Here is a 15,874-nt window from a genome sequence, read left to right as displayed (position 1 = left end):
GACAGAGGCTTGCTATGGCTATTTAAAATATCGCGACTAAAACTTCTTACCAATACCAACGCCAATCACCCATGGGTTGATATCAAGAGAATCAATCTTTGTCCAGCTACCGCCAATATTTGCTTTAACATCAGTGTCGATAGTGACATATTTAACATCCGCATTAATCAACCAGCCATCTTTTAAATTAACATCTAAGCCAGCTTGCAGCGCATAACCCCAGCTGTCACTATCAACTTTAATTTTAGTACCGGTTAACGCGCCGCTACTGAACTTTAAGTTTCTATCCAGCATATTGGTGTAATTTATGCCTGCACCAATATAAGGGTCAAAAGTCTGGTCTGGATTAAAGTGCCATTGCACGGTCAAGGTTGGCGGCAATGCATTCACACTGCCTAAATTTTGATTGCCAACAGTAGCAAGTGAATCCCCTTTGACGCTAACGTCATGTCGAGTACCTAGCGCAAGAATCAATTCAGCCGCAATATTCTTGGTGATGTAGTAAGAGATATCCAATTCAGGAATCACGTTGTTATCCACTGATAATTCAGCGCCCGCTGACATCACAGGCGCTACATTTTTATTCACTGTTTTGCCGAGTTTACTATCTTCATTAGGGTTAACATCTACTACGCGTGCACGAACTACCCAATCACCAGCTTCCGCTTGGGCCAATAAAGGCGAAAAAGCCGTAGTTAATGCCAAAACAAATAGCGAATACTTCATACTTTCACACTCCATTTTTAAATTTAAAAGCTAAATTAGCAATGGAATGATATGAGGATTGCCAGGCAACCAAGTTGATACATATCAACCTATTGCCATAAGTATTGTCCTTTAAAGTTTTTTTAATAGTAGCGTACTAACCTTGAGGGCCATTACGTAACAACGCATAGGTCGGACTAATGGATTTGAATCCCAAAACATTGGCTGCAGCTGGTATCTTGTCGTTTGGATACCAATAAGTTGAATGGCACTGCTCGCAAGCATGTTCAATTTGAGAGCCAACTTGCAACAGCGCATCTGGATTTTTTTCTTTAATCGCCACTAATGCTGACTTTGCTGCATTCTGCAAGTTAATGGCTTTATTATTAAAGTCTTTCCGATTTGCTTGTATCAACTTTTCAACTTCTTCAGGCTGCAACTCTACAGGATGGATCGATGTGCTGGATCCAGCATGCGCGACTGCGCGATCAGGGATTTGCAAAAGATTTGCAGCTTCAATCAACACGATTGCGTGATTCTTTAACACATTCCATTCCTCATCAGTCGACGGCACCTTCTCCACCACGCCATCTTTTGTCGCCACGGTGGATACCGAATTCCAAATGGGGTCCACATTGGGGTCTATCACTGACAGCATAATTTCCTGTAGCGTAGCCACAGGTTTTATCGTTGCAGCGGTTTTATCTTGTTCCACGGAATTGCTGCAAGCCGTCTGAAAGACCAAACTTAACCCTATAAAACCTAACATTATTTTATTGTTATTCATCACACCAAACCTTTTAATCATTAATTCAAGAATCCAATGGCACGCCCTGCAAACGCTACGCCAAACCATAATGTAATTGATAATACTGCCGTTAAACCTGCCAGAATTCGATTGGGCGCTTCAACGCTAGTGACCTTTCTGTACAAGGTAAATTGAATAATCAATGCAAAAACGAATAAGTAAATCTTTAACCAAAAAGCCGGGTTGGGATAATAGAGCGTGGCGCTAGGCAGGAAAGTAAATAATCCGGAAAATAGCAATAACACTAAGCCGTAAATCACCAATGGCTTGGTTGCCTTTGCCAGATTAGGAATGGTTTGTTTATTTAAGCCTAAACCAATCAGTCTTAAATTAACCAGTAAAACAGCGGTTAAAATCAGTAAAAAACCGGCAATATGAAATAATTGTGCAAAAGCGCCGGTAATTGAATCCAGCTGGCCGATAGATTGGCTTAAGCTGCTATTTTGTAATTCTTTAAATAATGACTCTGTACTCATATCAATGCTTTCGTCAGTAAAATTAATGTTGTGTAGCTTCTAAGTAAGGGATTAGACGTCCGCAAACAACCACAGCCGACCAGGAAACCAGCGATACCCAACCCGCCAATTTAGCGCCTTTAGGAAAATGCACATGCGCGCCCCAATCATGTACCGTTCTGCCATATTTATATTCAAACCAAATGGCGTTTAACCCAGCCAATACAATTAAGACCAACTTGATTGGAAACACTGGAATCGCCCACATTCTTGGGCCTTCTGCCCAAAGCAATAAAATGCCTGTTACAAAGGTAATCACGAACCCCGCTAATAGCCACGGCCTTAATTGCTTAAGCACATCGGCCACAGGCACTTCTTTCAGAAAACCACCAATAAGGCGCAAATCGGTCACGATAATTAGGCCAACCGATAGCGCCAGACCAATCAGGTGTATGCCCTCAATCAGAGGAAACATATAAAGTGATTCTCTAAGCGCGGTTCCAAACTCTGAATCATGCATTTGTTGTAATAATGAAACGACTGACATCCAACTCCCCTTTTTGAATTCTTAAAACTTTTAACTGTTATTTGACCTTTGATATAGGCCCTACCCCTATTGCTATAGCATCCGCTGTGCCAACCTTTATCAATCATTTAATTGGTTAGAAAAAAAAATATTAACCAATTGATTTTTATCAATAAATTAAAAAAATACTGTCTAATCATATTCGATATAAGTTAAAGGTTGTGATGAGAGTTGTTGCTGCAGAAGCAATCTTTGGGATGAGTGTTGTTGTTTAAACAACTATTATTTTGAAAGGAATTTGTCGATATTAAATTTAAACCCTATATCGTTATGGCCTAAGCAAACCATAAAAAAATGGCGCATGTAATTTAGATGCAGAGGTTTTCTATACATCTAAATTACATGCGCACTAAAGCAATGCCGTTGCCGGCTCTTGCAGGTTGGACATGTCAAACAAAAATTAAATTACTGTATGTAATCAAACCAGATGTTGACGGAAAAAACCGACGGTACGATCCCATGCTAATTTAGCTGCCGCGGCGTCATAGCGCGGGGTCGTGTCGTTATTAAAACCATGCTGCACTTCTGGATAAATAAACACTTGGTAATCTACTTTAGCCGCTTTTAAAGCCGCTTCGTATTTAGGCCAACCAGCATTAATACGCTCATCCTTGCCTGCATATTGAAGCAGTAATGGCGCTTTGATTTTCGCAGCATCTTCTTCACTAGGCTGTCCGCCATAAAAAGGCACTGCCGCACCCAAATCTGGCAAGCGCGTTGCCAAAAAGTTTGCAATGCCGCCACCGTAACAAAAGCCAACAACACCGACTTTTCCATTGCCATCGGGTAGATTTTTAAGTACTTCTGCGGCAGCGATAAAATCTTCGCGCGTTTTAGTTTGATCCAGCTTTTGGAACAACTCGCGCGCTTTATCCTCATCGCCAGGGTAACTACCTAATGGAAATAAAGCATCGGGTGCAAAGGCAATAAAGCCATCAATCGCGAAACGTCTTGCGATGTCCTCAATATGCGGATTAAGGCCACGGTTTTCATGCACTACGAGTACAGTGGCCAGTTTTGTCGTTACATTGGCTGGATATACCAGATATCCGCGCAACTTACCGTTACCGTTAGGCGATGGATACTCTACATATTTGGCTTTAATACGCACATCGTTCTCATCGATCTGTTTAGCCTCTGCAAAATTCGGGCTCAAAGATTGCAGTAATACAGCCGCAGAAGCACCGGCAACAGCAAGCTTTCCGGCGCGATTCAAAAAGTCTCTTCTTGAAATCTGACCATGGACAAACTGGTCAAATAAGCCCAGCACTTCTGGGGAAAAATCCTCTGCTGTTTTGCGTGTCATGTTACCTCCAACAATTTCTTGATTAAACTTACTGTTTATTTAACAGGCTTATTTAACACGGCCTAAATAACCTTGCGCCAATAAAGGGATGCGATATGCTGCGCCTCTACCAACAACAAACAAGGTTTTCTTGTCTTTACCGGCAAATGCTAAGTTCTGTGGTTTGTTTGGCAATGCAATCACACCTAAGGTTTCACCTTTTCCGCTAAATACCTCAACACCGGCATTAGAAGCTACATATAACCTGTTCTCTGAATCAACTGCAAGACCATCTGCACCGCTAGAATATTCGCCTGCTGCGTTCTTTGCATAACCATCTAACTTGGCAAAATTACGTTTTGTGCCTAATGAGCCATCGCCTTTGATATCGTAAGCAATGATGAATTCATTTGCCGTATCGGCTACATATAGTGTTTTTTCATCCGTGCTCAATTGCACACCATTTGGACGTTTAAGATCATTAATCACACGAGTGGTTTTACCATCTGGCGTAATGTAATAAACAGCCGGTCTTGCGGCCTCTGCCGCTTTATCTTCTGGTTTTGGTGTTATGCCAATATCAGTAAAGTAAATACCGCTTTTTTTATCCAACACTAAATCGTTAGGGCGCTGGAAAGGTTTACCTTCAAATTCATTCGATAATACTTTTTCTTTACCCGCTGGATAAATAATGCCAACTTGCGGTTTCAAGTTCTGTACAGAAATCAACTCACCTTTTGGATTAAAAGCCAAGCCATTTGAACCATTAGTATTTTGCAAGAAAATATTAATGCCACGATCATCTTTTAGCTGTGTAATACGATTGGCGCGCGTTTCAGTGAAAATCGCCGTGCCGTCTGGCAAGGCAATCGGGCCTTCTGTGCCTTCAAAGCCTTCGTATAAAAACTCATACTTTGTGCCTTTGGCGATAACGCCAGGAATCTCTTTATTTACCTCGTATTTTGGTGTTGGCGGAGCAATTTTAGTCAACACACCACCTTCAGCTTCATAATCTTGCGCACCGATTGCGCCAGCTACTTTAAAGCCTTTGTTGATCAACAAATCAGCACCAGCATGTGCACGACCTGCATGGTTAGAGATAGTCGCAACCGCTTTATCTTTAGGAATAAAATCCGCATACTTTTCAAGCTCTTTAGCCTGAATATTCAAATATACGGGGAAGCCGCCAATTTTAATCAATTCATCTGGACGACGTAAATCAATCAAAACCACTTCATTTGGTTTAGCCAATAATGCATCCACTTCTGCACGGCTTAATTTCTTAGAGATAGGCGGTTTTTTAGCTTCTTGTGCTGCAGGCTTGGCATCGCCAGCAGGTGTTGCCACGGCGCCACCTGCCATTGATAGCGGCGATGCAGCAATAAATAATAAGGCGACTAATACGTTAATTTTTTTCATTTTATGTCCTAATGATGCGTTTTAAAGTTGTTTTGTCGATAGCTGGAGCTATCGAACTCGCTAAAAGCATCGCAAAGCGCATGCCAACAATTTTCAATAGAACAATTGTTTTATTGCGGCGAAAAATTAGTCATAAGCAATTGATTTTTAAGTTAATATTTTTTTACACTTAAAATAATCATTAAGGCATAAAAAAAGAGGTGTTTTAAATTGCTGGTAATCCAGCAGATTCAAAACACCTCTGTTTGTAGAAAGCCAATCTAAACTAGGTTGGCTTTATGTGAAGTTACTTAAAGGTATAACGTAGCCCGACCCTGAGAGAGCGTGGCTCAAGCGGATGGATCAAACGTCCGTCAATGCCTTCACCGCCACCGCAACCAGGCCCATCTAGTTTTGTACACGCACCACCGTAATATTCAATATCATTCGCTTTACGATTAAATAGATTGAGTACGCTTAAAGAAGCTTGCCACTGTGGGTTGATTTTATATTCCACTTTGGCATTTGCAGTGGTGAATGAAGAAGATTTTTCCTGTCCTGTTTCTTCTAATGCATAAGAACCAATATAGCGTACACGCACGCCACCCGACCATTGATTACCGTCATCATAATTAGCAGCCAAGGATGCCGTGAGCGGCACTGCATTGGGCACACGTTTTCCGCCATTTTCTGTTTTATCAAAACGTGCTTTGGATAACGCTATATCTGCATCTAAAAATACCCAGTCTGAAACTGTTAAGTGATTGGTCCATTCTATACCGTAGCGTTGCGAACTACCGCGCGGCTCAGTCACCCCCTCATCACCGACGAACACCAGTTCAGAAGAAGACTCCACTTTCCATAAAGCCACACTGGTATGCCAGCCTGTTAACGGCGCAGCACGCAGACCAAGCTCGCTCCCTGTTGATTTAGCAATCAACGGTACGCGATCTGCTGGGCTGCCATCGACCACATTCTGAGAAATGACTGCACCTCGGCTATCATTACTATGAAATCCACGCCCCCAGTTAGCATAAAACTCTAAAGATTTCCAAGGGGCGATTGCTAAGCCAAGTTTAGGGCTAAGCTGCTGAGCAGAAGTTTTGCCACCATTATTTTGATTGAATACACCTTTCTCTGCGTTTACATCTACATCCATATAATCATAACGTAAGCCAATAGTGCTTCTTAACCAAGGCAACCAAGGTGTCTTAACTTCTGTATATAAAGCACTGGCAGTTTGGTCAACATGGTCTTGGCGCACAGTGTTGGTTCTGTCTCTGTCCACCGTGTCATATAAACCTAGCGTGCTGATACGATCATGTCTAAGTTGTGTACCAAGGCTAATCTCACTGTTCAGCCAATTTTCACCTAAAAACCAACGCTTTTCTAATTGGCCACCTAAAGTCGTCCGATGGTCTGCTTGTTCATGCTGATCACCTTCCGCCCCATTAATAAATCCTGAAGGGCTACTAAATAAATTCAGGCCATAATCAATCACCCATGCATTTGCCCGCCATGCGGACAAATCATCGGTTTGAGTCCACTCACCAGATAAACTGACACGATGCGTTTCGCCGCCATCATTAGGTAACAACGTGCCGTAACGCCCAATCTCACCTTCATCTATAGCACGCTCAGGCACATGTTCGCTGGCTACCCAACGACTGCGATAAGCCATCGCAGAAATTGAAAATCCGTTGCTTGGTGTGCCAGACGACACATTAACCAAACCGTTAATTTTATTCAGATTCTCTGGCTGATCCCACGGCCCGTCATAACCCGCCAACTCTAATGCACCCAACCATTGCAATCCATTCCACTCTTCACTGCCTGCAACTAACGCGCGCTTAAATTGATATTCACCAACAGATACATCCACAAATGGGGCACTAATAGAGCGTTTATAATCAATATGTGCTGAACCAGTCGTACTAAAGTCGCCATCCTCAGCCGCATAAGTACCCTTTTGGTAGCGTAAACCACCAATCAATTCCGGTATCAGAAAATTCAGATCCATATAACCCTGACCATGCGCATGGCTCACCATATTGATTGGCATACCATTAACATAGGTTGCAAAATCGCTGCCGTGATCCAGGTTAAATCCGCGTAGAAAATACTGATTGGCTTTCCCATCACCTGAGTGTTGCGTTACGATTAAGCCTGGCACAGTTTCCATGACTTCGCTTGGGCGCAAAAAAGGCCTATGTTCGATTTGTTTTGCCGTGACCTTTCCGTCAGACGCAGAATCAGCCACCCCAATCAAAGCATGTACTTCTGAGCGCACTTCAATCGCAGGGAGTTCGTTTTGCTCCTCAGCTTGAGCCTGTACTGAATGATGGATGAATATGCCAAAAGCGGCGGCCAGAACTGGCCACCGATACTGTTTAAACAACATGTGGTTTCCTCTAAATTTGGTTATTGACTACCCATATGACTTTTTGAGCAAAAGAATAGGTGGGTACCCTATGCGGCTAATACATAGCAGAAACCATACCAACAAAAATAGTGATATTAATCAGTCAGTTAAATTTTTAAACAAAGATAAATAACAGGAAAAATGTTGCGTATGCATCTAAATGAACAACAACTGTTGCATTGGCAACAACGCTAAGGACTAATAGACGTTATTTGAGATACGTTTTTAACACATTGATGACTTCTTCCAAGTCATGCTGATGAGTTAATTCATTATGCTCATGATGTGATGAATGGTGGTGGCCTAAATGCTCACGGATATGCCCCTCTAGCGCCTCTGACATTAAGCCATCAATTGCGCCACGTACTGATGCAACCTGGTGTAAAAAATGTGTGCATTCAACACCCACGTGTAATGATTTTTCAATTGCTTCCACTTGTCCTTTTATGCGACTAATGCGTGCGGACAACTTCTTCTTATTTGCTGTGATGTGTGACATATGTAATACCTGTAAATTTGCCAAGCCGCACAATGAGGCAGTAAGCCCCACGTGCGGGATACTTAACGGCTGGTTGTCATCAATTTGAATTAAGTAGGATACTTGATTGAGCAACCATATGGCTTGGTGCTCGGGTGCGGTACTTTTTTACCATCTGCCAAGGCAATCCATGTTTCTCTTACATAATTAGTCGCTTTTGCAAGGTCTTCTTTTTTAGCAGTAGGAATATTGTCAATCCCACCTTTGTAAACTAAAACACCTTTTGCATCGATCACATAAATATGCGGTGTAGTTTGTGCGCCATATAACTTGCCGATTTTTCCATCTTCGTCCAACACAACATAAGCTGGTTTAGCGCCACGCGTATCGTTTAGTTTCAATGCTGTTGCACCATCCACATGACCTTGTTTTCCTGGTGCTGATGAAATGATTTGTATCCAACTGATGTCCTTGTCTGCAGCATCTTTTTGTAATTGCGGAATATTACCGCTCTCATAATGCTTTTTAACAAACGGACACTCGTTGTTAGTCCATTCCAACACCACTGTTTTGCCACGTAATGAATCAAGACTTAACTTGCCGCCATCCGCTGTCGTACCGGTAAAAGCTGGTGCCGGTTGATCTACAACAGGGTCTGCAAACACGCTAGTGCTCACAAATGCAAATGTAGCAGTGATTAAACCAGTCGCGATTAATTGTTTAAATTGCATAAAAAACTCCTTTGGTTGAAAAAATTGGTTTTAAAAAATTAAAGTGAAGATTGAATAGCATCCAGCACAATAGACGGTGTAAGAATCTGCGGTAATTCAACGGGCTTAGCGCCTTTGCCCGTCGGGTAAAACACATAGAGCGGCACACCACTTCGCCCAAATGTTGTGAGTACATTGGTAATCTGCGTATCCTTATTAGTCCAGTCTCCTTTTAAGTAGGTCACGTTATTTTTTTCAAATTCCGCAACCACCTCGGGTTGACTCAGTGCCACACGCTCATTCACCAAGCAACTGATGCACCAAGCTGCAGTAAAGTTAAGGAAAACCGGCTTACCTTCGGCCAGTAATTGCTCTAGTCGTTGTGATGAATATGCTTCCCAGTGATTATTAACATCAGACTTAACCGTGGATTTTGTATCTACAACTGCGACATCATCCAGATAGGTATAACTGATCAACAATGTGCTAAGCAGCAATATCGTTACACCTGCATTTGCGGCTATTTGTGCTTTAAAACTCACATAGCGCGTGCTGTCATATATCCATGCAGCAAATGCAATCAGCACCATGCCGCCCAGTGCGATTGCTACACCATTTACCCCGCTTTGCTGCGCAAGTACCCAAACCAACCACACTGCCGCTAAATACATAGGGAAAGCGAATACTTGTTTAGTGCGCTCCATCCAAAGTCCGGGACGCGGTAACTTGCGATGCAAGGCAGGCCATGCGGTTAATAATAAATACGGCAGTGCCAAGCCAAAACCTAAACTAAGGAAAATAAAGATCAGTTTTAAGGCTGGCTGAGTGAGAGCGTAACCCAGTGCGGCTGCCATAAAAGGTGCGGTGCATGGCGTGGCAACAATGGTGGCTAATACACCAGTAAAAAAGCTACCTGCATACCCAGGTTTGTCCGCTAAATTACTACCCAACCCTGTCACCGAACCGCCTATCGTAAATACACCGGATAAACTTAAACCAACGGCAAACATCAAATAAGCGACTGCAACTACAAATAACGGCGATTGAAATTGAAAGCCCCAGCCAATTTGTGCACCGCCTGCTTTAAGTGCGATGAGCAAGCCTGCCAAAAAGGCAAAACTGGCCAACACACCCAATGTATAAACGATGCCCTGCCATAATATTTCGCGTTGTGAATGCTGAGCATGACTTACCAATGACAAGGCTTTAATTGACAGCACTGGGAACACACATGGCATCAAATTAAGAATAACACCGCCAATTAATGCTAGCAGCAAAGCTGTTGCAAAGCCTAAATCTGAGCCTTGATTAACAGATTTAGTATCAGATGTTGCGTTGCCACTCAGTGATTGTGGTATGACTAATTTTGGATGAATTAAATAACCACGTTCGGTAACCTCATCTCCGCGTTTTTCCTTCACAACCAACACACCCTCTAACGACTCATGAGGACTTAAAGGTGCATCACCATGTTTTAATGCGAGCGTGATACCATCGGCATTAACCGTTTTTGTCTGCTCAATACTCTGTGCGATTTTTCCCCACTCATACGGATAAAACCAAACATCTTGAATCTGTTCACTAGTCAGGCTTGAATCAGGAATATGTAAAACCATTCCATCATTTGTCTTCTCAAGATTAACTTGCTTAAGATTATCTTCAAACGGTATTTCTTGCGGTTGTTTTGCTAATGACTCTTCTATTAAGGTATTACCATGCACGTCTTTAGTAATATTTGCAGCGGAAACCACTGGCAAATCGAGTGTTAAAGTGACCTGCTGTGGTATGCACTCTTCCTTGCATACCAGCCAATCAACAATTGCTGTGGCTTTAAAACTTTCACCTACTTTTGCATCGGGTGAAACTTTTACCTTAACTGGCAAAGTGACTACATTTTCGTAGCCGTAATTGACGATAGGCCCAAGTCTGAAGCGACTGGGTATCGGCCAGAAAATCTCACTGACTTGTGACGGTTGAGAGAACTGCCAATCAATCGTCGTCACAGTACCCGAGTCACCAGGATTCTGCCAATAGGTGTGCCAATGTGGGATGATTTTCAGGCTAATGCCTAAGTTAACAATTTCACCAGCTACCACTTGTTTCGTCGATGAAACCAGTTCCGCTTGCACTTGTGGCGTGCTGGCTTGGTGCGATGCCGACCAAGCCACTGGGACGTAGCACAGTACCGCCAAAAATAGCGTACTCAGCAAATTTCGATAAGCCGTTTTCTGCATGTTTATTGAAGTCTAGCTTGAATTTTATTTAAACCAGCTAGAGCACAAGGCTCATCCGTTTTACCGCCACCCACACCAATAGCACCGATAATTTCGCCACCAACTTGAATCAAAATACCACCAGGGCGGGCATTAAAAGTAGGGGTGGCAGCAATACTGTCAGCCAGTGCTTTATCTGTTTTAATTTCCTCAGTTAAAGTGCTGGTGCTTTTTTTAAAGTGCAATGCAGTCACCGCTTTATTGGTGCTAGAAGATACACCACGCGGTGAAGTACCATCTGCCGACAAAAGCACTTTAAGCACGCCAGCCGAGTCCACCACGCTTGCTCCTATTTTTTGATTTCCATCTGCCGTGCAAGTTTCAATTGCAATACGTGCTGCTTCTATTGCCAGCTCAAGTGATGGCCCTTTGGCTGCTGGTACAGGCACTCTAGTGGTGTTTGCAGTTGAGGCGGCTACAGAACTTGCTGGCGCATCACCTTCTGCCGCAGTTGTATTAAACGCAACAGCACACAATCCAACTGTTAATAAAATATTAAAATTGTTCATCAGGCATCTTTCTTAAATTATTTCTTAAAAACACCAATAGCCATCACGATGATGACCATTGGTGTAGCGTAAAATCAGTTCGTAAAAAACTAAAATGGCGGAGCCAGAATACGACCCCGCCGTTTATTACTTGCTAAGCGCTAGCATTCAGTATTCTCAAGCTAACTAGAGGTTGTACTTAAATGTTGCGGTCAAGTTTCTTGGCATACCAATATTAGATGTTTGCCCAGCAGTATTAGAGTAAGTGCTTTTAGAAATTGCATACTCCGTATCAAATACATTGCGTGCGATAACAGACAATTCCCATTTCTTATTTAACGCACCCAAACCCAAGCCTAGCGTGGTCACGTTGTAACCTTTTTGATAGGTAAAATCAGCGTGGTTATCGTTAAAGTATGAGCTGGAACGGTAGGTATTTTGCAAAGTAATTCGACCTAAATAGTTACTCACCGGGAACTGATAATTAGCACCATAGTTGATTGTGAATTTAGGAATATTCGCAATCTGCTGGCCTTTGGCATCAAAGTATGTTGTGGTATTGTTTATTTCAGGCACCTGTACCAACCATTGGTCTTCATACGTTGATTTGCTATAACCAGCAGCTAAGTTAATATCTAAGCGATTAGTAGCTCGGTAGTTAGCCTCCAGCTCTATACCACGAGCTAGTACCTTAGGCGCATTACCCCAGCCAGTGATCGTTTTGGTGGGATCTGATGGATCATCTCTACGCCAGCTAGCCTGATAATCAGTCACCTCTGTGCGAAACAAGTTAGCATTCAGTTGTAATTTCTTGCCAAGTAGCAAGCTCTTAAAACCTAACTCGTAATCCAGTACCTTTTCTGGTTTAATCGTTGTCTCAAGCCCAACATCTCCTGGCTGCAAATCTTGAGTGAAATAAATAAACCCAGACTTAACCCCTTTACCTACTGAGCCGTAGACCATCGCATCGTCACTGATTTTGAAACTAGGGCTTAAATTCCAGGCCACTAAGTTTTTGTTGATTGTATTCCCCTGCACCCAACCAAATGGATCGTTAATCTGATTAGCGCGAATGGCTTCAGCCGCGGCTATTTGTGCAGCGGAAGCCCCTGATGCCGCACCTATTGCAGCTAAATCTTCGCCTGCACGATCTAATTCTTGACTAAGCTTATTCGTCTTAGTTTCTTTGGTGAACCTAATACCGCCATTCAGTGTTGCTTTATCAGTAACATGCCAATCTGCTGAACCATAGACTGCCTTACTGGTCACCCTAGCGTCAGTGACTGATGACTGATACATCCCATCTAGCGACTTACGCAATAGCTCTCGCCCTGGTGCATCAGCGATCAAAGTCGTGAATTGACCATTTGTAGCATTCCATGCGCCTGCATCAGGACCAAAGTAAGTTGGGTCATCACTGAGTACCTCAGCATTGAGATAATACAAACCAGCCTGATAATCTATCAACTTACCTTTACCAGTATCTGAGGCGATACGTAGCTCTTGTGAGAATTGGTCATTCCATAATTGCTGACCACTATTACTGACGTAGAACTGGCCAAACTGCCCACCGTTTTTAATATCAAAATCTTGATAACGATAAGCAGAAATGGAGGTTAGAGTATGATCCGCTACCTGCCAGTCAAACCGTCCAGAAACACCCCACTGGTTACTCACCTGCGGGCGTGCTTCAGAGTTGGCAATATCAGTAGTCCCCACTTCTGGCTGATACACAGAACCATCCGCATTATGAAACCAGGCTGAACGCTGCGCAAATTTACCTAAATATCCATAATTCACATAGCTACCAGTTGGCGTGTATCCTCCCAGCGGATTTGTAATCGGCCTAGCTACGCCATTAGCATAGGTGGCAGGCCCATTAGAATCCAGCACATTACCTGTATTTACACGTTCATCTGAACGTAATTTATCCGCAATAAAACGACCTGTTAGATTCTCCGTTGGTGTCCATAGCAATTGCACACGACCGGCAATTTTATTTGCTTCACGCCATGTTTCTTTTGAGCGACCAAGTGATTGGTAGGTATTCTCATACAAGCCATCTTGGCGGTCCACTAAAAAAGTACCGCGATAAGCCAATTTGTCGTCAACCAATGGCCCAGTGGCGGAGAATTTACCCTGCAAGGTATTCAACTCGCCAGTAGTAATTTCAAATTTTGAACTGGGCGTAAAACTTGGTGCCTTAGTGACAATATTGATTGCCCCTAATGAAGAGTTCTTACCTTGTAATGTTCCTTGTGGGCCATACATCACCTCAATACGATCTAGATCGACGTAATCGGACCATGCTTGCCCTGAATAATACAGAGTGACACCGTCAACAATAATACCAACACTTTGCTCCATAGAGTCATTAGCACCACCACGGCCCAAACCACGAATACCAGGACTCACTTTACGTGCATTCTCACCAGGGTTATTAAGTTGCAAGTTAGGTGCGACAGATTGAAGATCCCAAATCGATTTAATATCATCACGATCCAAGCGCTCACCACCTAGCACACGCACTGGCAATGGAATCTCTTGCGCTAATTCAGCACGATTACGTGACGTTACAATGACAGCATCTAAGGTGTCTGATGCAGCAAACTCAGCTTTTTTACTTTCTGGTGGCGCTTCTTCTGCAACCTCTTCAGTTTCTGCAGCAGGTTGTTCAGCTTTAGACTGCAATCCTTTTTTAATCTCCTCTAACTCCTGCTTCAAACGCGCATTTTCTGCTTGCAAATCCGCTATGCTGGTTTCAGCAAAAGCAAGATTCGGCGCCAAAATACTTGCACCAATTGCGAAACTGACAGCAGATGCCAATAACTTACGTTTAAATTGTGGCCTTAATCCATTAGTGGCGGAATTTTGTTCCTTCTCTAATGCACTTGAACCATTCTTAAAATAACTACGCATGAATATTTTCCCCTTGTGGATGGTAATAAATGCAAAATGCAATCCAGCCACATGATTGGCAAAAGCCATGCCAACTTAACTTCCATACGAATAAATCCGCTCGTTAATATTAAAAATCCCAATAAAATCATACTGATAAAATTAATTAACCATCTTAGGCACCTAGTTAATCTAAAGCATGTTTCCATTACCTTCATACTTAAATCTGCTTAAGACGAAGCATCCAGATAAACAAAGTGTTTCAACAGCAACAATCAAAACTGAAATTTCTTAAACAAACATGTTCACCACAAAATAACTATCTGTTGCGTCAGAAACAAGCTGTTTTAAATGTGTTGTTTGGCAAACAGAATCCACCTCGTTAAAACAATAAAATGATTTGACGTTTATTTGTGTTTTTATATAAATTCAAATAAAACAATAGGTTAAAAATACACTCCCAAAAATCACCTTGCAAAAGTACAACCGATATCAGTGGCACACATTCTGCTAATGCATTACTGGATATAACGTTAAAAACGTTTCAACAAAAATCTAGATTCTTAAAAAACTCCAAGCAGAAATAACTTCAAGGACTAGTCAGTACATGCAGAAACAAAAGATTCAAATTTGGGATTTACCCATTCGACTATTTCATTGGTTATTGGTTATCACCATTGCATTAAGTTATCTGACCATCGAAATTGGCGGTATCTGGGCTGATTGGCATGCGCGTCTTGGCGCGCTGGCACTTGGGTTAATCGTCTTTCGTGTGTTGTGGGGATTTTTTGGTAATAAACAGGCAAGATTCAGTCAGTTCTTTCCAACACCATCGCGCTTGATTCAATACTTTAAAGGCCAGTGGCAAGGCTTGGGGCACTCCCCATTAGGCGCACTTGCTGTATTTGCCTTATTGGGATTAACAGGCGTCGTTGTGATTACAGGGTTATTCGCTAACGACGACATTACCTTATTCGGGCCGCTTTATCCGTTAATTGACCAATCGCTGAGTGACTGGATGACAGGGGTTCATGCCATTGCATTTAATGCCCTATTAACGGTCATTGGATTACATTTACTGGCTATATTTTTTTACTGGTTAGTGAAAAAGAACAACCTAATAAAACCAATGCTAACGGGAAAAAAATATTTAGAGATACATCACCATACTGACCAAACCAAAGCCGAAGCCAAACCAGTCTATTTCTTTATCAGCATTGCACTGACTTTATTGGTTGTCTGGCTGACATTTGGAAATGTGCTGACCGATTTACTTGCAACAAAACCTGTTCCCCAAGCACCGAGTTCACAAAGTCAATGGTAAGGCATTGTCTTAACACTCTTTTTAAAACAACTTTCCCCCACTAT

The 15,874-nt window shown here is 42.5% G+C and carries 13 protein-coding genes; 1 reads left to right on the top strand and 12 read right to left on the bottom strand.

Features of this window, described 5'->3' with window-relative positions:
- Nucleotides 1-36: 36 nt before the first annotated feature.
- From K370_RS01040 to K370_RS00985, 12 genes are all read right to left on the bottom strand, one after another.
- The gene (locus K370_RS01040; protein WP_047537160.1) at nucleotides 37-726 is read right to left on the bottom strand and encodes an OmpW/AlkL family protein; all 690 of its coding nucleotides are present in this window, start codon (nucleotides 724-726) and stop codon (nucleotides 37-39) included.
- Between the two features lie 136 nt (nucleotides 727-862).
- A complete protein-coding gene (locus K370_RS01035) occupies nucleotides 863-1,492 on the bottom strand; it encodes a cytochrome c (protein WP_047538688.1) in 630 nt (209 codons plus the stop codon).
- Between the two features lie 20 nt (nucleotides 1,493-1,512).
- Nucleotides 1,513-1,989 (bottom strand): DUF6644 family protein, encoded by a 477-nt coding sequence (locus tag K370_RS01030; protein WP_047537156.1) that lies wholly within the window; start codon nucleotides 1,987-1,989, stop codon nucleotides 1,513-1,515.
- Between the two features lie 22 nt (nucleotides 1,990-2,011).
- On the bottom strand, nucleotides 2,012-2,515 hold the full coding sequence (locus K370_RS01025) for a DUF6644 family protein (RefSeq protein ID WP_047537153.1): 504 nt from the start codon (nucleotides 2,513-2,515) through the stop codon (nucleotides 2,012-2,014).
- A gap of 457 nt (nucleotides 2,516-2,972) precedes the next feature.
- Nucleotides 2,973-3,860 (bottom strand): dienelactone hydrolase family protein, encoded by an 888-nt coding sequence (locus tag K370_RS01020; RefSeq protein ID WP_047537150.1) that lies wholly within the window; start codon nucleotides 3,858-3,860, stop codon nucleotides 2,973-2,975.
- Nucleotides 3,861-3,908: 48 nt separating this feature from the next.
- Nucleotides 3,909-5,258: an SMP-30/gluconolactonase/LRE family protein gene (locus K370_RS01015; RefSeq protein ID WP_047537147.1), complete on the bottom strand. Its 1,350-nt coding sequence runs from the start codon at nucleotides 5,256-5,258 to the stop codon at nucleotides 3,909-3,911.
- 286 nt (nucleotides 5,259-5,544) lie between these two features.
- Entirely contained in the window at nucleotides 5,545-7,638 is a 2,094-nt protein-coding gene (locus K370_RS01010; RefSeq protein WP_052185121.1) for a TonB-dependent receptor, read from the bottom strand.
- 229 nt (nucleotides 7,639-7,867) lie between these two features.
- Nucleotides 7,868-8,158, bottom strand: coding sequence for a metal/formaldehyde-sensitive transcriptional repressor (locus K370_RS01005; protein WP_047537144.1), 291 nt, complete (start codon nucleotides 8,156-8,158; stop codon nucleotides 7,868-7,870).
- 89 nt (nucleotides 8,159-8,247) lie between these two features.
- A complete protein-coding gene (locus tag K370_RS01000) occupies nucleotides 8,248-8,868 on the bottom strand; it encodes a redoxin family protein (RefSeq protein ID WP_047537141.1) in 621 nt (206 codons plus the stop codon).
- A 38-nt stretch (nucleotides 8,869-8,906) separates the two neighbouring features.
- Nucleotides 8,907-11,081, bottom strand: a complete 2,175-nt coding sequence (locus K370_RS00995; RefSeq protein WP_047537138.1) for a protein-disulfide reductase DsbD family protein — start codon at nucleotides 11,079-11,081, stop codon at nucleotides 8,907-8,909.
- A 2-nt stretch (nucleotides 11,082-11,083) separates the two neighbouring features.
- Nucleotides 11,084-11,629, bottom strand: a complete 546-nt coding sequence (locus K370_RS00990; protein ID WP_047537135.1) for a heme-binding protein — start codon at nucleotides 11,627-11,629, stop codon at nucleotides 11,084-11,086.
- A gap of 165 nt (nucleotides 11,630-11,794) precedes the next feature.
- Nucleotides 11,795-14,596 (bottom strand): TonB-dependent receptor, encoded by a 2,802-nt coding sequence (locus K370_RS00985; RefSeq protein ID WP_047537132.1) that lies wholly within the window; start codon nucleotides 14,594-14,596, stop codon nucleotides 11,795-11,797.
- A gap of 517 nt (nucleotides 14,597-15,113) precedes the next feature.
- Here K370_RS00985 and K370_RS00980 point away from each other — a divergent pair.
- Nucleotides 15,114-15,830 carry a cytochrome b/b6 domain-containing protein gene (locus tag K370_RS00980; protein WP_047537124.1) on the top strand — a complete coding sequence of 239 codons (717 nt, stop codon included), beginning with the start codon at nucleotides 15,114-15,116 and terminating at the stop codon, nucleotides 15,828-15,830.
- Nucleotides 15,831-15,874 lie beyond the last annotated feature (44 nt).

It is taken from the genome of Methylotenera versatilis 7, assembly GCF_000799165.1.
Lineage (GTDB): Bacteria > Pseudomonadota > Gammaproteobacteria > Burkholderiales > Methylophilaceae > Methylotenera_A > Methylotenera_A versatilis_A.
Note: the sequence above shows the minus strand (reverse complement) of the source record. Positions and strands in the feature narration are given on the sequence as shown.